Genomic DNA, 17,547 nt, shown 5'->3' with positions numbered 1-17,547 from the left:
TCAGGGCGCGACCCGCCCGGCGTACTCCCGGACCTCGGCCGACGGGTCGTCCATCAGGAGCCGGGCGTGGGCGCTGCGGAACGCGGCGCGTTCGGCGGGCGTGAGGCGCGCGTGGGACAGCACGAACATCGCGTGCCACCGGATCACGGGCCAGGGGGATGCGAGCGCAGCGAATGCCGCCGGCGCGTCGCCCGGGCCGAGCTCGCGGTAGCTCGTGCCGGGCGCGAGGCGCTCCGCGACGGGGCGGTGCAGGTCGGGCCTGCGCTGGAGCAGGTCGGCGAGGGGGCCGTAGTCGAGCGGTCCGCGCGGGCGCACCATCGAGCGCAGCGGGAATGACGCGGCTGCCGCGACGGCCTCGTCGGAAGCGCCGGCCGCCTCCACGGCGTCGAGGCGGCCGAGGGCGCCGAGTGCGGACGCGAGCCAGTTGAGCGTGGATTCCCGCAGGCCGACGGTGCCCAGACGGCGCGTCAGCGCGGCGACGACCCGCTCGTCGGGCACGCCGATCTCGGCGGCGATCATGGCGAACCACCACGGGTCGCGCGCCTCGGCGATCCGTCGGATGAGGGCCGGCAGCGCTTCCGCCCCCAGCCCGATCAGCCCGGCGGCACCGTCCTCGGCGGTGAGCGGACCGTCGAACCGGCCGGTGAGGGCGAGGAACTCCTCGGCCCGCTCCGCGGGTGGGAGGCCGGCGATCCGGGCGCGCTCGGTGTCCGCGGCGACGAGGCGCGGAAAGCACTCGCGCAGTACGGCGGCGGACACGGAGCGGGGCACCAGCTCCTCGCCCTCGTCGGCGGCGACGACGAAGAAGTCCCCTCCCACCAGGCCCGCGGCGCGGATGCGGGCGGTGGCGGGTGCGCAGGCCGCGACCACGGCGTCCTCGAACCGCGCGACGACCTCCGCGAACCGCTCGCCGTCGTCCGCAACGGCCGCTGCGGTGATCGCGGCTTCGAGCCGGTCGGGATCGTCGGGGTCGTAGAAGTACGGCATGTCGGCCGGGTTCAGCCCGCCTTCGGCGACGTTGTCGGCGACCCACTCGGCGGTGGCCACGGAGACCACCGGCCACGCGACCTGCGTGCCGTCGGCGTAGAAGCCGTGGAACGCTGCGCACCGCAGGGCCGCGCCGTGCGAGTCCTCCGCCGCGACGCGGACGGCGCGTTCCACCTGCGCGATGAGCGCCGTCCCGACCGCCTCCCAGTCGATGTCTGCCATGCCCTCAGTATCGCGCCCATTTATTCACTCTTGACTTATATAAGCAGTTACTGAAATACTTGTTCTCGTGCACGCCTTCGACGTCCTCGGTGATCCCGTCCGCCGCCACCTGATCGAGCTCCTCGCTCAGGGGGAGCTGTCGGCGGGCGCGCTGAGCGACGACGTGCGGGCACGCTTCGGGATCAGCCAACCCGCGGTCTCGCAGCACCTGAAGGTGCTGCGCGAGGCGGGATTCGTCGCCGTCCGGCCGGAGGGGACGCGCCGCCTGTACGCTGTGCGCCCCGAACCGCTGCGTCAGGTGGATGACTGGCTGGTGCCCTTCCGACACTTCTGGGCGCCGCGTCTCGCGGCCCTCGGTACCGAGATCGCGCGCGGTAAGAGGGCCCGCCGATCGACTAGGGACAAGGACGAGAAATGACCTACGACATCGACGATCTCGCCACGGCCCAGCCGGCGGCGGTCACCCGTCGCGCCGAGGTGCGCGACAGCGGCGAGGGGCAGGTCTTCGTCTCCGCCTCGCTCAGCCAGACCTACCCCACCGACGTCGCCGACCTCTGGGACGCCGTCACCAGCGCCGAGCGCCTACCGCGCTGGTTCGCGCCGGTCCACGGCGAGCTCGTACTCGGCGGCCGCTTCCAGGTGGAGGGTAACGCCGCCGGTACCGTGCTCGAATGCGATGCGCCGCACCGGTACCTGATCTCCTGGGAGATCATGGGCGGCAGTTCGCAGGTGGAGGTCGCCGTAGAGGCCGACGGTGACGGTGCCCGTCTCACGCTGACCCACTCGGGGGAGAACGCCCGGGACTTCTACGAGCAGTTCGGACCCGGCGCCACCGGCGTCGGCTGGGATCTGGGGTTCCTGGGCCTGAACGCACTGATCACGACCGGCCAGGACCGCCCGGAGGATGCCGAAGCGTTCTTCGCGACGCCGGCCGCGAAGTCCTTCATCGTCGAGTCGGCGATGTCGTGGGCGGCGGCGACCGAGTCCGCCGGGGTGCCCGCCGAATTCGCTCGCGCGCAGGGCGAGCGGACCGCCGCGTTCTTCTCGGGCGAGTAGCGGTCAGGCCGCCGCGGCCGGCACCACGGGTGCGTCGTCGGAGTCCTTCTCCGGCGCGGACATCGCAGGGTCGGACGGCGCAGGCTCGGACGGAGCGGTCGCGCTCGGCGTCGATCCCGTCGGTGTCTCCGCCGTTGCCGCGCCGCTTCCGGGCGCGGCCGCGTCCGTGACGACCGGTGTGGCCGGCTCGGACGGCGCTTCTCCGGTCGGCGTCCCAGCTCCGGCAGCCGGCTCGGTCGAGCCTGCGGGCTCCGTCGGGATCGCGGACTCGGCGGCGGAAGTCTCAGCCTGCGATGTCGTGTTCGGCAGCGGGGCGGCGCTTCTGGCGAGCTGCAGCAGCGTCGACCGATCGCCCGCCGGGGGAGCCTCGGTGCCACTGGTCGGGGCGTCAGCGGTCGTCGTTGCGGTCGCGGTGGATGTCGGCGCCAGGTAGCGCGACGCGTCGCCCGTGCCTGTGGCGGCCTGGCCCACGCCCTGGACCGCAGCACCGAGTAGGTCGCCGCCGAGCCGCAGCGGATCGATCGGGGGAAGCAGCCCGAACGGCGTCGCCTTCCCGTAATCGGAACGGTCGTAACCGGTCTCGATGATCACGCGCGCCAGCGGGGAGACGAGGTCGACGAACGGCCGGACGACGGCGGTCGTCCCGGTCGCGGCGCCGAGATCGAGCAACGGCAGCATGATCGGCAGGATCTTCGCCGGCAGCGTGATGTACCTGGTGTCACCGCTGGTCTGGCAGTAGGTGGCCGCAGTGCAGTCCTTCGTCGCCGCGTCGACGGCCGCGCGTACCTCGTCGGGCGTGTATCCGATGGGCGTGGCCGACTGATCGTCGGATCCCTTGGGCGCGAGCATCGTGCCGTGCACGTACCAGAATCCTGCGAGCGCGTTCGCCGTCGCGAGCAGGTTGACGGGGTAGCGGGGGAAGTCGGCCACGCCGTCGTACTGGAACGCGACATCGGTGGTGTTGATCGTGCCGGGCTTCGCGGTGTTCGTCGGCGTTCCGGGGCCGAAGGTCACATCGACGATCGGGATGTGGCCGAGGAAGGACGGCCGCGTGAACAGCCCTCCGTTGGGGCGGCTCGCGTTGCCGATGAGGACGAACGAGACATTGTCGGGGACGCCGCCGGGTTGTCCCGCCAGCTGCTTCTTGACCGCGCTGACGACGGTGCCGCCCTGGGAGTAGCCGAAGATCACGATCGGATCGGTCTTGTCCGCCGCGCCGTACGCGGTGTTCAGGCTCGTCACGCCGCTCGCGACGGAATCGTCCCACTTCGCGCCCTGCAAGCCGCCCCACCCGGAGAGTGGGATGGGCCAGAACTCGGCGATGTACGGCACCGGGGTCGCCTCACAGCCGCCCGGGACGGCGCACGCACCGGTCGGCGCGACGTAATAGCCGATCGCGTGCTCCTGGTAGCCCGCCACCTTCGACGGGTCCTTGGTGCCTGTTCCCGGCACCACGAGGACGGTCGTCGCCGCCCAGGCGACCGCCGAGGTGAGGGTGAGGGTGATCGCACCGAGGAGTGTGACCAGGACGTATCCGAGCTTGCGGGCGGTTTCGCGCATGACGGTGCGGCCTCTCGTGTTCAGGTTGCTCTCAGTTTCGCACGGGTCGTCTCGTTGCGCTCACGAACGCAACCCTCCGCGGTGCGGCTCGCCGCCCGGCTACCCCGAGCAGACCGCCAGGACCCGCTCGGCGCGGTCGGGGAGCAGGTGCCCCACGTCCGGGAGCAGCGCGACCGCGTCCTCGCCGAACACGGCCCGCGCGTGCTCGGCGGCGCGCGGACCGTCGAGCATCCGATCGCGACCGCCGAACGCGGCGGACACCCGGGCGGTGATGCCGGCGAGCGCGGCGTCGGGGAAGACGGGCAGGCCGTCGGTGCGCGGCCGGAAGTTCCGGAAGGTGAGCCCGCTGAACGCGGCGAGATCGCGGCCCAGTCCGGGGTCCGTGGGCGGCGTCCAGCCCGTGAAGTACTGCATCGCGGCCCGGCGGCCGGGCTCGCCGAGCAGGCTCAACAGGCCCGCCACCAGGAGCGGAGCCGTTCGGCGCGGCCCGAGCCCGCCGGGCGAGAGGAGGCCGAGGGTCCGGACGCGGGCAGGGTGCTCGGCCGCGTAGTCCAGCGCGACCCATCCGCCGAGCGACTCCCCGATCACCGTCGCCTCGGCCGCGTCGAGCGCATCGCTCACGCCCGCGAGCCAGGCGGCGTGCGCACCAGACTCCAGCGGCAGTCGCGATACGACGGTGCCGCCCGGCTCGCCCGGCAGGTCGATCGCGTGCACCCGGTGCGTCCGCGCGAGCTGCGGGATCTCGTTCGCCCAGTTCAGCGACGTGCCGCCCGAGCCGTGCAGGAGCAGGACGGAAGGGGCACCGTCGGGCCCGGCACTGAGGACGTGCGTCCCATCGACGACGGTGCGCTCCACGCCCGGCAGGTACGTCGACACCAGTCGCGCGTATTCCTCGCCCACCGCGCGGGCGCCCTCGGCGCTGCGGAAGCGGTCGTCGGTCACCGTCAGCCGAGCCCCTCGACGATGCGGAAGTCGCGCTCCACGGCGTCGCCCAGCGCGGCCAGTGCCTCCTGGTACGCCGCGCTCTCCCGGGTGGCGACGGCCTGTTCGAAGCTGTCGAACTCGATGACGATCGTGCGCTCGGCGACGCCCTGCTCGTACGCGGTGACACGCCCGTCGCGCGAGAGGAGACGCCCGCCTCCGGCCTGGACGGCGACCCGCGCCAGTTCGTCGTAGGCGGCGAGCCTCTCGGAATCCTTGATGACGCGGTAGACGCTGACCCAATAGCCCTTGGCCACGGTGACTCCTTGCTCGGGGAACGGGACGGTTCTCACCGGAGCAACCGTTGGACCGTGCCGTTTATGCCGAGGAACGACTCAGGGGCGGTTCCGATGAACTCGGAACCGCCCCTGATCTGCGGAGGATAGGGGATTTGAACCCCTGAGGGCTATTAACCCAACCCGCGTTCCAGGCGAGCGCCATAGGCCACTAGGCGAATCCTCCGTGGACCACTGTAGACGAAGGCCCCCGTCGACCCAAACGGGGCCGGACCCGTATAGTGGTCCACGGACTCCGCGCGGCGTCCATCCTGTGAACTCCCCCAGGGCGGGAACGCAGCAAGGGTCAACGGGCTCTGGCGGGTGCGCGGAGTCCCCTTTATGTCCGGGCCCGATTTCCGCCGGAGGCGCACCCGATGTCCACCTACGTGTCCCTGAGTCAGTCCGAGCTCGCCGATGTCCACGCGAAGCTGACGGAGCTGTTCGAGACGCTGAAGGCCCAGGGGTTGAAGCTGGACCTCACCCGCGGTAAGCCCGCGCCCGACCAGCTCGATCTGTCGAACGCGCTGCTCGCGCTGCCCGGCGAGGGCGACTACCGCGCCGCGGACGGTACCGACACCCGCAACTACGGCGGCCTCGCCGGCCTGCCCGAGCTACGGTCGATCTTCGGTGAGCTGCTCGGCATCCCGGTCGCGAACCTCTACGCGCAGAACAACTCCAGCCTCGAGATCATGCACCGCCTGATCACGCTCGCGTGGATCCACGGCACCGTCGACGGCGAGCGGCCTTGGGGCGCAGAGGAGTCGGTCAAGTTCCTCTGCCCGGCCCCCGGCTACGACCGGCACTTCGCCATCACCGCCGAGTTCGGCATCGAGATGATCGTCGTGCCCCTGAACCCGGACGGCCCCGACATGGCGGTGGTCAAGGATCTGGTGGCGAACGACCCGTCGATCAAGGGCATCTGGACCGTGCCGAAGTACGCCAACCCCACGGGGGCGGTCTACTCCGAGGAGATCACCCGGGAGCTGGTCTCGATGCCGACCGCCGCGCCGGACTTCCGCATCTTCTGGGACAACGCCTACGCCGTGCACCCCCTGGTGGGCGACGCACCGTCGGACCCGGACGTCCTGGGCCTGGCCGCCGAGGCCGGCCACGCGAACCGGCCGTACGTGCTGGCCAGCACCTCGAAGATCACCTTCGCGGGTGCCGGCGTGAGCTTCCTCGGCGCCTCCGCCGAGAACCTGGCGTGGTACGGGAAGTACACCGGACTGACCTCGATCGGGCCCGACAAGGTGAACCAGCTGCGGCACGTCCGGTTCTTCGGCGACGCGGAGGGCGTGCGCGCACACATGCGCAAGCACCGCGACCTCATCGCGCCGAAGTTCGCGCGGGTCCTGGAGATCCTCGAGGAGCGGCTCGGCGCGGCTAAGGTCGCGTCCTGGAGCGAGCCCACGGGCGGCTACTTCATCAGCCTCGACGTGCTCGACGGGACGGCGGCGCGGACCGTCGCGCTGGCGAAGGAGGCGGGGATCGCCCTGACGGCCGCCGGCGCCACCTTCCCGCACGGGAAGGACCCGCACGACAGCAACATCCGGCTCGCGCCGACCTTCCCGTCGATCGATGAGCTTGAGACCGCAATGGACGGCGTGGCGACCTGTGTACTCTTGGCTTCTGCTGAAAAGCTGATGTCGCAGCCCGAATAGGGCGCGCGAAGAGCAGGAGGATCGCGCCGGTGGCGGACGAGAACAGCCGGCGGTTCCCCCGGCAGTGGTGGGTGCTGGCCCTCTTCGCGGTGTCCGCGGGGGTCGCCGTGTGGCAGCAGTTCGTCCGGATCCCGTTCTCCACGCCGATGTACGGGCTGTTCCACAACCAGATCGACGCGGAGGTCTATCGCAAGGGCGGCCAGATCGTGGCCCGCGGCGGCGAGGGCCTCTACGACGGTGCCCTGCTCAACGACATCCTGCCCTTCACGTACACGCCGTTCGCCGGCGTGCTGTTCGTGCCGCTGAGCTGGATGTCCACGGACGTGATGCGCTGGGTCTGGACCGGGGCGGTGCTGCTCGCGCTGCTGGCGTGCATCATGATCGCCTTCCGGTTGCTCGGCTTCGCCCGGGACTGGCGCCTGTGGTTCGCCGGTATCTGCCTGACCCTCGTGGCGACGGTGCTCGAGCCCGTCCGCACGACGATCTGGTTCGGCCAGATCAACGTCTTCCTCATGCTGCTCCTGCTGTGGGATCTGGGGCGGCCCAGGGGCGCACGGTTCAAGGGCTTCAGCATCGGCATCGCCGCGGGCATCAAGCTCACGCCCGCCTTCTTCCTCGCCTATCTCGTCGTGACCAGGCAGTGGCGGGAGGCGCGGAACGCCCTGGGCGCGCTCGTCGGCACCGTCGTCATCGGGTTCCTGGTGATCCCGCACGAGTCGTGGAAGTACTGGTCCGGCACGTTCCTCGACGCCAACCGCGTCGGCGAGCCGAACCAGGTGGGCAACCAGTCGATCAACGGCCTCATCGCCTTCCTCACCCACGCGGAGAAGCCCTCGACGGCGATCTGGCTCGCGGTCGCGGTCCCGGCCGCGCTCGCGGGCCTGGCGATCGCGGCGTGGGCGCACCGTCGCGGCGAGACGCTGCTCGCGATCACCGTCGTCGGGCTCACGGCCTGCGCCGTGTCGCCCTTCTCCTGGGGGCACCACTGGGTGTGGATCGTGCCGCTGCTGGTACTGCTGCTCGGTCGTGCGCTGCAGGCGAAAGCGTGGGTGGACCGTGCGCTCCCGTTGCTGGCGGCCGTCGGGCTCGTCGCGGCCACCTTCATCTGGGTGACCTACTTCCCGCATCTGCAGCCCACCGGCGTCGACGATGTGCACGACACCTACGCCATCGGCATCTTCCTGCGGCCGATGGAGAATCCGCTGCTCAAGGCCCTCGCGGGCGGCGTCTACGTGTGGATCTTCGCCGCGACCCTCGTCGGCGCGACCTGGCATCTGCGGCGCGCGGACCGGGCCGATCGTGCAGCCTGACAGCGTCGCCGAGGACCGCCGGCTGCTCGCCTACCTCGGCACCGCGATGATCGCCGGGGGCCAGCCCGTGCACGAGGTCGAGTACGACCTCAAGGGCGTCGCCACGGCTCTGGGCTATCCGCTCGCGCAGGTCGGCGCCACACCGACGGGGCTCACGCTGGGACTCGAGCCCGGTTCCCCGGCCACGTTCGAGTCCGTCGCCGGCCCGCTCCGGCTGGACCAGTCCGCGGTCGTCTCGGAGGTCCGACGTGGCCTGAACGCCCGGCGGCTCACCGCCGACGAGGCGTTCGCGCGGCTGGGGAACCTGCGGTCGCTGCCGCACCGCTACCCGCGATGGCTGCAGGACCTGTCGTGGTCGGTCATCGCGGTCGGCATCGCGATGCTGCTGCAGCCCGGGTGGCCGAACATCGCCGCCGCCGCGATCGGCGGCGGTGCGGTGATGCTGCTCGTCCGGCTCGCCGGCCGGGTGCGGCTCGCCGCCACGCTGCTCCCCACGATCGCCGCGTTCGTGGTGGGCACGGGCGTGTTCGCCGCCGCGCAGGCGGGCTGGCTCGACGGTCCGCTGCGCACCCTCCTCGCGCCGCTCGCCGTCCTGCTGCCGGGCGCGCTCGTGGTGACAGGCATGTCGGAGCTGGCCGCCGGGGCGATGGTGGCGGGCAGCGCCCGGCTCACCTTCGGCACGGTGCAGCTGCTGCTCTTCTCCCTCGGCATCCTCAGCGCGACGACGGTGCTCGGCGTCGCACCCGAGTTGCTGGCGAACGTGCGGGTGAACCAGCTGGGGGCGTGGGGACCGCCGGTCGGGCTGGCGGTGATCTGCGTCGGGCTGTGCCTCAACGAGGGGGCGTCCATGCGGCTGCTGCCGGCGATCGCGCTGGTCGTTGCGGCGGCCTTCGGGGCGCAACTCGCGGGGCAGGCGGCGTCGGGTGCGGTGCTGGGCGGCTTCCTCGGCGCCATCGCGGGCAGCCTGGGTGCCTCGCTGGCCGCGTACCTGCGGCCACAGCTGCCGCGGCTCGTGGTCTTCCTACCCGCGTTCTGGGTGCTCGTGCCGGGCAGTCTCGGGCTGCTGTCGGTGACCTCGATCGGCATCGATCCGCAGCAGGGCGTGCGGACCGTCGTCGACGTGGGCGCGGTGATCTGCGCCCTGGCGTTGGGCCTGCTGTTCGGATCCGCGATGGCGCAGGCGGCCGCCGGACCGCTCGCGCGCCTTCGCGCGCCCCGGTAACGGGTTGTTCATCTGCGCACCGAAAAATGTTCAAATGCGCATGTTTCCATGCTGGAATGACGAAACTCGGTAGTGGCAAGGCCCCGGTGGCTCTCGCGGTGAGCGCTGTGGCGGTGCTCGGCATGGTCGCCGCGTGCGGCGGCGACAACGGCGGTCCCGGCGTCTCGGGTGAGACCGCGGCGAAGGTCGAGATCAATCGCGTCGCGGCCGGCGACATCACTGCGCACGGCGGTGCCAAGCGCCTCGCGGGCGACCAGACGCAGGCGATCGCCGACTCGATCCAGCGGTCGAAGGCGAAGAACGTGATCCTCGTGATCGGCGACGGCACCGCGAACCAGGAACTCACGCTGGCGCGGAACTACCAGTGGGGCGCGGGCGGGAGGATCCCCGGCATCGACGAGCTGCCGCTCTCCGGCGACTACACCACCTACGCGCTGGACAAGACCACCAAGAAGCCCGACTACACCACCGACTCCGCCGCCTCCGGCTCCGCGTGGGCCACCGGTACCAAGACCTACAACGGCGCCGTGGGGGTCGACGTGAACGGCAAGCCGCAGCGCTCGATCCTGGAGATCGCGCGGGCCAACGGCCGCCGGACCGGCAACGTCACCACCACCGAGTTGCAGGACGCCACCCCCGCCGTGCAGGTCGCGCACGTCTCCCAGCGCAAGTGCTACGGCCCCGTCGAGACCAAGGAGAAGTGCACCTCCGACGCGCTGGAGAACGGCGGCCTCGGTTCCATCACCGAGCAGCTGCTGGCGGCCCGTGCGGACGTGACTCTCGGCGGCGGCTGGAAGACCTTCTCGCAGACCGCGACCGCGGGTGAGTACCGGGACAAGACCCTCGAGGCGCAGGCCAAGGAGCGCGGCTACCAGATCGTCCGTTCCGGCGACGAGCTCGACGCGATCAAGGCGGCCGATCAGGACAAGCCGCTGCTCGGCGTGTTCGCCGACGGCAACCTGCCTCGCCTGTGGGACAAGGCGACCGCCACCAAGGAGGGCGGCAAGGAGGCGCCGATCACCTGCGCACCCAACCCGGCGTTCGGTGCCACCCCCAAGCTCGCGTCGATGACGAAGAAGGCCATCGATCTGCTCAAGGGCGACAAGGGCTTCTTCCTGCAGGTCGAGTCCGGGTCCGTCGACAAGGCCAACCACGACGCCGATCCTTGCGGTCAGATCGGCGAGACCGTGCAGCTGTCCGAGGCCGTCTCCACGGCGCTCGAGTTCGCCAAGCAGGACAAGGACACCCTGGTCATCGTCACCGGCGACCACGCGCACACCAGCCAGATCATCGAGGCGGGCACCGTCACGCCCGGCCTGACCCGCACGCTGAACACCAAGGACGGCGGAGTCCTCACCGTCAACTACGGCACGTCGCTCGACCCCGGCGAGGAGCAGCACACCGGTGGCCAGGTCCGCATCGCCGCGTACGGTCCCGGCGCCGCGAACGTCGTGGGCGTGACGGATCAGACCGACCCGTTCTTCTACATCACCGACGTGCTCGGTCTGGATCGCGACAAGAAGTAGGGCGCCACCGGGGCGAGGCGGCATGTGCACCGATGAACCGTCGGCCGTGCATGTCACCCCGCCCCGGTAGCCTGACACCGTGGCTCTCTACCGGAAGTACCGTCCAGCGACGTTCGCCGAGGTCGTGGGGCAGGAGCACGTCACCGAGCCGCTGAGTACCGCGCTCGATTCCGGCCGCATCAACCACGCCTATCTGTTCTCCGGGCCGCGCGGCTGCGGCAAGACCTCGTCGGCCCGTATCTTGGCGCGCTCACTGAACTGCGAGCAGGGGCCCACCAGCACGCCGTGCGGGGTCTGCAACTCGTGCGTCGCGCTCGCCCCCGGCGGTCCCGGCAATCTGGACGTCACGGAGATGGACGCCGCCTCCCACGGCGGTGTCGATGATGCGCGCGAGCTCCGCGACCGCGCCTTCTACGCCCCCGCCGAGTCCCGCTACCGCGTCTTCATCGTGGACGAGGCGCACATGGTCACGCCGCAGGGATTCAACGCCCTGCTGAAGATCGTGGAGGAGCCGCCGGAGCACCTCATCTTCATCTTCGCTACCACGGAACCGGAGAAGGTGCTCACCACCATCCGCTCCCGCACGCACCACTACCCGTTCCGGCTGCTCGCGCCCAACGTGATGCGGCCGCTGCTGGAGAAGATCACGGGCGCCGAGCACGTCTCCGTCGAGCCGCAGGTCTATCCGCTGGTCATCCGCGCCGGCGGCGGCTCGCCGCGTGACTCGCTGTCGATCATGGACCAATTGCTCGCCGGCGCGGGCGCCGAGGGGGTCACCTATCAGCGCGCCCTGGGCCTGCTCGGCGTCACCGATACGGCCCTCATCGACGCCGCGGTCGACGCGCTCGCCACGTCCGACGGTGCCGCGCTGTTCGGCGCCGTCGAGCGGGTGATGGAGGCCGGGCACGATCCCCGTCGGTTCGCCACGGACCTGCTCGAACGCCTCCGGGACCTGATCCTGCTGCACACCGTGCCCGACGCGGCCGATCGCGGCCTCATCGACGTGCCGGTCGATGTACTCGAGACCATGCGCGGGGAGGCCGCGAAGCTGGGGCTGGCCACGCTCACCCGCTGCGCCGAGGTCACGCACGCCTCCCTCGCCGAGATGCGCGGCGCGACGTCGCCTCGGCTGCTGCTCGAGGTCATGTGCGCGCGGATGCTGCTCCCCGCCGCCGACGACTCGCAGGCCGCCCTCCTGCAGCGCATCGAGGCGCTCGAACGCCGGCCCGCCGGCGCGCCGCTCGCCGTCGGGTCCGTGCCCACCGGTCCGGTGTCCGACGGTGCCACCCCGGCCCCGTCGTCGGCCCCCGCCCCCCAGCCCGACGGTGCCGCCTCCCGCTTCGTTCGGCCCAGCCAGCGGCAGGCTGAGGCGGCTCCCGCAGCGCCGCCGGAAGCCGCCCCCGCTGCGCCCGTCGCGCCCGTCGCGCCGGAGCCCGTTGTACAGGAGCCCGCTGCGCCCGAGCCCGCGGCGGTCGCAGAGTCCGAGCCGGTACTGCACCGGCCGGCTCCCGAGCGGGACCCGGAGCCGAACCCCGAGCCCGTCGCTGAGTCGGAACCGGCCGTGCCGCCGCGCGTGGAGCCGGTCGAGCAGTCGGCACCGCCCGCGCCGGAGCCGGTCGCGCCACCGGAGCCCGCGTACGAGCCCGAGCGCGTGCCCGAGCCCGCGCCGGCGCCCCGGGTGGACCCCGCTGCGGCGCAGGTAGCGTCGGGCCCGTCGATCGACGAGGTCCGCACGGCTTGGCCCAAGGTGCTCCGGGCGGTCAGCAGTCGCAGCAAGGTCACGGCCACGCTGATGACGAACATGCAGGTGCTCGGCCTGGCGGGGGATGTCCTGCATCTCGCGCTGCCGATCCCGGCATTGCTCGGCCGGTTCAGCGACCAGCAGCACGTGGGCAACCTGCGCGAGGCGGTCCGCGAGGTCTTCGGCACCCAGTGGAACGTCGAGGTCGGCGACGGCAGCGGCGCCCGCCCGCAGCAAGGAGCGCCCGCCGCGCAGCCGCAGCAGCGTCCTGCCGCGGAACCGCAGCGCAAGGCCCCGCCCACCTTCGAACGGCGCAGCCGTGCGGGCGATCAGCGGCCCGACCCCCGGCCCGCCGGGCGGGAGAACCGCGCACCGTCGCACCATGACGACATCCCGCTTCCGCCCGAGCCGGACCCCGAGCCGGCGCCGGTCGAGGAGGTCTCCGAGGAGGAGATGATCGAGGCCGCACACCGCGAGGACGCGGTGTCGGGCGGCGCCACCGCGCCCCGCCGCGACCCCGACGAGATCGCTCTCGAACTGCTCCGCAACGAACTCGGCGCCCGCCCGATCTGATCGGGGCGAGCGCTCCGCTGCGTTCCCGCGACGACGAAACGTTCCCGCGATCACCACGGTGATCGCGGGAACACTTCTCTGTCGCGGGAAGGGGGAAGGGCTCCGGCGTCAGGCGTCCCACCAGGGGCGCAAGGGCAGGTCGCCGGCGCCACCCTTCTCGTCCAGCTTCACAGCCAGGACCTGGTGCAGCTGAACCACGTTGCGCTCGAAGCCGAGCCGCGATCCCGCCATGTACAGGCCCCACACCCGGGCGGTGCCGAGGCCCACCTCGGCCACGGCCTCGTCCCAATTGGCGACCAGGTTCTTGCACCACTGTGCGAGGGTCAGCGCGTAGTGCTCGCGCAGGTTCTCCTCGTGCCGAACCTCCATGCCGCCGACGTCCTGGATCGCGGCGATCACCCTGCCGGAGCCGGTGAGCTCGCCGTCGGGGAAGACGTACCGGTCGATGAACTGGCCGCCTTTGCCCGACAGCTTGTTGTCGTGCCGCGTGATGGTGTGGTTCAGCAGCAGCCCACCGGTCTTCAGCTTGTCGCGCAGTGACGTGAAGTACGACGGGTAGTTGTGCACGCCGATGTGCTCGGTCAGGCCGATCGAGCTGATCGCGTCGAAGTCGCCCTCCGGGACGTCGCGGTAGTCGCTGTAGCGCACCTCGGCGAACTCGCCGAGGCCCTCGGCTTCGATCGCGGCCTGTGCCCACTGCGCCTGCTCCTTGGAGAGCGTTGCGCCGATGACGTGCACACCTCGCCGGGCGGCGTAGCGCACCATGCCGCCCCAGCCGCAGCCGACGTCCAGCAGCCGGTCGCCGGCCTTCAGCCGGAGCTTGTCGAAGACCAGGCGGTACTTGTTCTCCTGCGCCTCCTCCAGTGTGGCGTCCACGTCCGGGTAGCAGGCGCACGTGTAGGTCATCGACGGGCCGAGGACCAATTCGTAGAACCGGTTGGAGACGTCGTAGTGATGCTGGATCGCGTCCGCATCCCGAGCCTTGCTGTGCCGCAGCCCTTCTGCGATGCGACGCCAGCGGGGAATCGCCTCCTGCGGCGGCGGCGCCACGGGGATCATCCGCTCGGCGCCCACCGACCGCGCGATCTGTGCGATCAGCTTCGGCCCGGGCTTCGCGAACTGCAGGTCGTCCGAGAGCGCCTTGAGTGCCTCGTACGGGTCTCCCGGGGGAGCGCCGGTGAGCTCGAGGTCGCCGGCGATGTAGGCGCGGGCGAGGCCCATGTCTCCCGGTGCCGTTGCGAGATACGTGGTCCCGCGAGGGGTGAGCAGGTCGAGTCCGTACGGTGCGTCGTCCGGGCCGGCCGAGGAGCCGTCGTAGGCCTTCACCCGGATCGCGAGCTTCCCGCCCGCGACCTTCTCGATGATCTCCGCGAGGCTCAGCTTCGGGAGATGCTCCGTGGAGCGCGTCAAATCACTGCCTCCTGACTGTCTTGTCGTACAGGCCCAGGAGACGATCCTCCGGGTCGTACCGGGACTTGTACTTCTCCAAGTGGATTCCGCCGTAGAGCTCGTCGAACTCGGCGCGCTCGTAGAAGGCTTCGGAGTACAGGGACTTGTGTCCTCCCAACTCCGAGACCTTCTCCTCGATCAGGCGGTTCGCCCGGCCCTCGATCTGGCCGGGTTGCTTCGGGACCGCGGACCAGAAGCCGACGTTGACGTAGGTCTCGCGGGGTTCCAGCGGGTAGAGCGGCCAGGGCCGGTCCGGATCCGCGCCCGGCGGCAGCGGTTCACGCAACCGCAACGGGCACAGCCAGATCGGCTCGATGGGAATCTCTTCGAGGAACCACTCCAGGAACTCGGTGATGTCGTCGATATGGACCTCGATGTCCTGCACCACGCGCTCACCGGGCGGCTCGCCCTTGCGGGCGGCGAGCCGGTCGCCGATGTCCCACTTGCGGTCGAGTGCGATGAGCTTCCAGTAGAAGCTGCTGCGCAGCAGTTGCTTCGGCCACAGTCGCCGGACCGTGGGGTTCTGCGCTCCGAACGCGCGCGAGCACCAGAACCAGTCGGTGTCCCACCGCCACAGGTAATCGTGGGTCGTCAGCCGATCGCGGGTGACGCCGTCGGCGTGCTGGATCGACCGGTAGTAGACGTCCCGGCCCGTGTAGTCGCTGAGTGGCCCGTCCTCGTCGGTCCCGCGGCCCAGGACGAGGTAGGACTCGTCGGCGGAGAAGACCACGCCGTCGAGGTAGTCGACCCGCTCGCCGTCGTACTCGCGTTCGTCGACGATGTCGATCATCGTGTCCTGCAGGTCGTCGAGGGTGTGGAAGCGCACGTGGCGCAATTCCACGTACCGCCCCACCGGCTCCAGCTCGACGGTGATGCGGGTCGAGTAGCCCAGCGTGCCGTACGAGTTCGGGAAGCCGAAGTAGAGGTCCGCGTGCGGCCCATCCGGTGTGGCGGTGACGATCTCGCCGGTACCCGTGAGGATGTCCATCGAGCGGACCGCCTCGTGTGGCAGGCCGGCGCGGAACGAACTCGACTCGATGCCCATGCCGGTCACCGCGCCGCCGAGGGTGATCGTCTTGAGCTGCGGCACGACGGTCGGAGCCAGTCCGAAGGGCAGCGTCGCCGCCACCAGGTCCTCGTAGGTGCACATCCCACCGACGTCGGCCGTCCGCGCCGCCGGGTCGATCGAGATCACCTCGCCCAGACCCGAAACATCCAGGCCGGGTGCGTCGGTCGCGGCCCGGGCCCGGAACAGGTTCGAGGTCTTCTTCGCCAGGCGCACGCGGGCGTCGGCGGGGATGGCGCGATAGCTGGCGAGCAGGCGCTCGAGGCCCTCTCGGTAGGCGGATTCGCCCCCGATCGGGACTGTGGTCGGAGTGCGGACCGGCGCGGCATTGCGATCGCTCACATCTACCGACGCTATACCTCTCGGGCGCGACGCGCGCGCCTCGTTACCGATTGGTTAGGCTGGCATCGAACACGTCGGCGGTGCCGACATCCATGCCGGTGGCCTCGCCGCCGGCCCCGTCACTAAGAGGATCGAAGTACGTTGGCCCAGGTAACCGCCACCAAGTCCACCACGATCGCCGCCGCGCCCGAGGCCGTCCTCGCCGCCGTCGCCGACTACACCCGCCGGGCCGAGATCCTGCCCCCGAACTACCGCGACTTCCGTGTCGTCGAGGGCGGGCACGGCGCCGGCACCGTCGCCGAATGGGTTCTGCAGGCCACCGAGAAGCGTTCCCGGAACGTGCGGGCCACCGTCACCGTCTCCGGCGACTCCGTCACGGAGACCGATGCGAACAGCTCGATGGTCACCGTCTACAGCGTGACCGGCGCCGGCGAGCAGTCCACCGTCACGATCACCACCACCTGGCAGGGCGCGGGCGGGATCGGCGGCTTCTTCGAGAAGACCTTCGCGCCCAAGGGTCTCGGCCGCATCTACGACGAATTGCTGACCAACCTCAAGGTGCAGGTCGAGTCCAACGGCTAGGCGCCCGCGGCGGCATCGCGGCGCCCCCGTCGCGCCGTTGCCGTTGCGCGACGGGGTCGACCCGACGCGTCTCGTCATCGCCGAGGAGGAGGCCGGGCGCACGCTCGGCGAGGTCCTGGAGGCCCGGTTCCCGGGCACCTCGGAGTACGTGGCCCGGGAAAGCGCCCACGGGTGTGTTCTCGGGTCCGACGGTGCGCCGCTGGCCCCGTCGACGCCCGTGACGGCCAGGCAGGCCGTGTGGATGTACCGCGAACTGCCCGACGAGGTCGACGTGCCCTTCGCTATGCCGATCCTGTTCGAGGATGAGCGGATCGTCGTCGTGGACAAGCCGCACTTCCTCGCGACGATGCCCCGCGGTGCGCGGGTGGTGCAGAGCGCCCTGGTCCGACTGCGTCGCGAGCTGGGAGAGCCGCTGCTCTCGCCCGCGCACCGTCTGGACCGGCTCACCGCCGGTGTGCTGCTGTTCACGCGTGACCCCGCGGTGCGCGGCGCGTACCAGCAGCTGTTCGCGACGGGGAGCGCACGCAAGGAGTACACGGCGCTGGCGCCGATCCGTGAGGACCTCGAGCTGCCGGCCGTCGTCGAGTCCCGGATCGAGAAGACACCGGGAATCATGCGGGCCTACGAGGTCGACGGCCCGATGAACGCGCGCTCGCACGTCGAGCTGGAGGCGGAGCTCCCGGACGGCAGAGGCGGCACCGTCGGGCGGTACCGGCTGCGGCCGGAGACCGGGAAGACGCACCAGCTGAGGCTGCACATGTCCGGTCTTGGCGCCCCGATTCTGGGGGACCCGCTGTACCCGCAGGCACGCGAGGTCGTGGACGGCGATTTCAGCGATCCACTGCGCCTGTTGGCGCGACGTCTGGCCTTCGTCGACCCGATCGACGGGGCTGAGCGCGCATACGCCAGCCTCCGTGAACTGACGGTCGTGAATCCGGCCGATTCCTCGGCCACGAGGGACGATTCGGCCTCGTGACCTAGGAATCGGCCG

Annotated in this window: 15 protein-coding genes, 1 tRNA gene and 1 other RNA gene; 10 read left to right on the top strand and 7 right to left on the bottom strand. The window is 71.0% G+C overall.

The genetic code is table 11. From position 1 onward, the window contains the following. Complete coding sequence (locus AXK60_RS12535; protein WP_068571428.1) at positions 1-1,209, bottom strand: hypothetical protein; 1,209 nt, start codon at positions 1,207-1,209, stop codon at positions 1-3. Positions 1,210-1,276: 67 nt separating this feature from the next. Between AXK60_RS12535 and AXK60_RS12530 the strand changes: the two genes are divergently transcribed. Together AXK60_RS12530 and AXK60_RS12525 are read left to right on the top strand one after the other, a co-directional pair. Continuing rightward, complete coding sequence (locus AXK60_RS12530; RefSeq protein ID WP_068571427.1) at positions 1,277-1,627, top strand: ArsR/SmtB family transcription factor; 351 nt, start codon at positions 1,277-1,279, stop codon at positions 1,625-1,627. Next, entirely contained in the window at positions 1,624-2,265 is a 642-nt protein-coding gene (locus tag AXK60_RS12525) for an SRPBCC family protein (RefSeq protein WP_068571426.1), read from the top strand. Before AXK60_RS12530 ends, AXK60_RS12525 begins: the two co-directional genes overlap by 4 nt. Before the next feature lie 3 nt (positions 2,266-2,268). Here the strand turns inward: AXK60_RS12525 and AXK60_RS12520 are convergent, their stop codons facing one another. The 4 genes from AXK60_RS12520 to AXK60_RS12505 form a co-directional block, all read right to left on the bottom strand. Continuing rightward, on the bottom strand, positions 2,269-3,825 hold the full coding sequence (locus tag AXK60_RS12520) for a PE-PPE domain-containing protein (protein ID WP_068571425.1): 1,557 nt from the start codon (positions 3,823-3,825) through the stop codon (positions 2,269-2,271). A gap of 99 nt (positions 3,826-3,924) precedes the next feature. Beyond that, positions 3,925-4,767, bottom strand: a complete 843-nt coding sequence (locus AXK60_RS12515) for an alpha/beta fold hydrolase (protein ID WP_068571424.1) — start codon at positions 4,765-4,767, stop codon at positions 3,925-3,927. 2 nt (positions 4,768-4,769) lie between these two features. Continuing rightward, positions 4,770-5,099: a DUF1330 domain-containing protein gene (locus tag AXK60_RS26975; RefSeq protein WP_244881094.1), complete on the bottom strand. Its 330-nt coding sequence runs from the start codon at positions 5,097-5,099 to the stop codon at positions 4,770-4,772. An 83-nt stretch (positions 5,100-5,182) separates the two neighbouring features. Then, positions 5,183-5,268, bottom strand: a tRNA-Ser gene (locus AXK60_RS12505). A gap of 61 nt (positions 5,269-5,329) precedes the next feature. Between AXK60_RS12505 and ffs the strand changes: the two genes are divergently transcribed. The 6 genes from ffs to AXK60_RS12475 all read left to right on the top strand — a co-directional run bounded on the left by ffs (position 5,330) and on the right by AXK60_RS12475 (position 13,117). Further along, positions 5,330-5,424: signal recognition particle sRNA small type (ffs, locus tag AXK60_RS12500), an RNA gene on the top strand. A gap of 34 nt (positions 5,425-5,458) precedes the next feature. Continuing rightward, entirely contained in the window at positions 5,459-6,745 is a 1,287-nt protein-coding gene (locus tag AXK60_RS12495) for an aspartate aminotransferase type Ic (protein WP_068571422.1), read from the top strand. 29 nt (positions 6,746-6,774) lie between these two features. Then, positions 6,775-8,055, top strand: coding sequence for a glycosyltransferase 87 family protein (locus tag AXK60_RS27635; protein WP_068571421.1), 1,281 nt, complete (start codon positions 6,775-6,777; stop codon positions 8,053-8,055). Further along, positions 8,045-9,277 (top strand): threonine/serine exporter family protein, encoded by a 1,233-nt coding sequence (locus AXK60_RS12485; RefSeq protein WP_244881093.1) that lies wholly within the window; start codon positions 8,045-8,047, stop codon positions 9,275-9,277. The genes AXK60_RS27635 and AXK60_RS12485 overlap by 11 nt, the downstream gene beginning before the upstream one ends. A gap of 56 nt (positions 9,278-9,333) precedes the next feature. After that, entirely contained in the window at positions 9,334-10,803 is a 1,470-nt protein-coding gene (phoA, locus tag AXK60_RS12480; protein ID WP_068571420.1) for an alkaline phosphatase, read from the top strand. Between the two features lie 79 nt (positions 10,804-10,882). Then, positions 10,883-13,117 carry a DNA polymerase III subunit gamma and tau gene (locus AXK60_RS12475; protein WP_068571419.1) on the top strand — a complete coding sequence of 745 codons (2,235 nt, stop codon included), beginning with the start codon at positions 10,883-10,885 and terminating at the stop codon, positions 13,115-13,117. A gap of 108 nt (positions 13,118-13,225) precedes the next feature. On the opposite strand, the gene AXK60_RS12470 is transcribed toward AXK60_RS12475, so the two are convergent. Continuing rightward, positions 13,226-14,527 (bottom strand): class I SAM-dependent methyltransferase, encoded by a 1,302-nt coding sequence (locus tag AXK60_RS12470; protein WP_068571418.1) that lies wholly within the window; start codon positions 14,525-14,527, stop codon positions 13,226-13,228. Between the two features lies 1 nt (position 14,528). Next, on the bottom strand, positions 14,529-15,926 hold the full coding sequence (locus AXK60_RS12465) for an FAD-binding oxidoreductase (protein WP_068571538.1): 1,398 nt from the start codon (positions 15,924-15,926) through the stop codon (positions 14,529-14,531). Between the two features lie 189 nt (positions 15,927-16,115). Here AXK60_RS12465 and AXK60_RS12460 point away from each other — a divergent pair, with 189 nt between their 5' ends. Beyond that, positions 16,116-16,556, top strand: a complete 441-nt coding sequence (locus AXK60_RS12460; protein ID WP_068571417.1) for an SRPBCC family protein — start codon at positions 16,116-16,118, stop codon at positions 16,554-16,556. A gap of 37 nt (positions 16,557-16,593) precedes the next feature. Then, positions 16,594-17,532 (top strand): pseudouridine synthase, encoded by a 939-nt coding sequence (locus AXK60_RS12455; protein ID WP_068571416.1) that lies wholly within the window; start codon positions 16,594-16,596, stop codon positions 17,530-17,532. Positions 17,533-17,547: the final 15 nt, after the last annotated feature.

This window comes from Tsukamurella pseudospumae, from assembly GCF_001575195.1.
Lineage (GTDB): Bacteria > Actinomycetota > Actinomycetes > Mycobacteriales > Mycobacteriaceae > Tsukamurella > Tsukamurella pseudospumae.
This window is presented reverse-complemented; position numbering and strand designations above follow the sequence as displayed.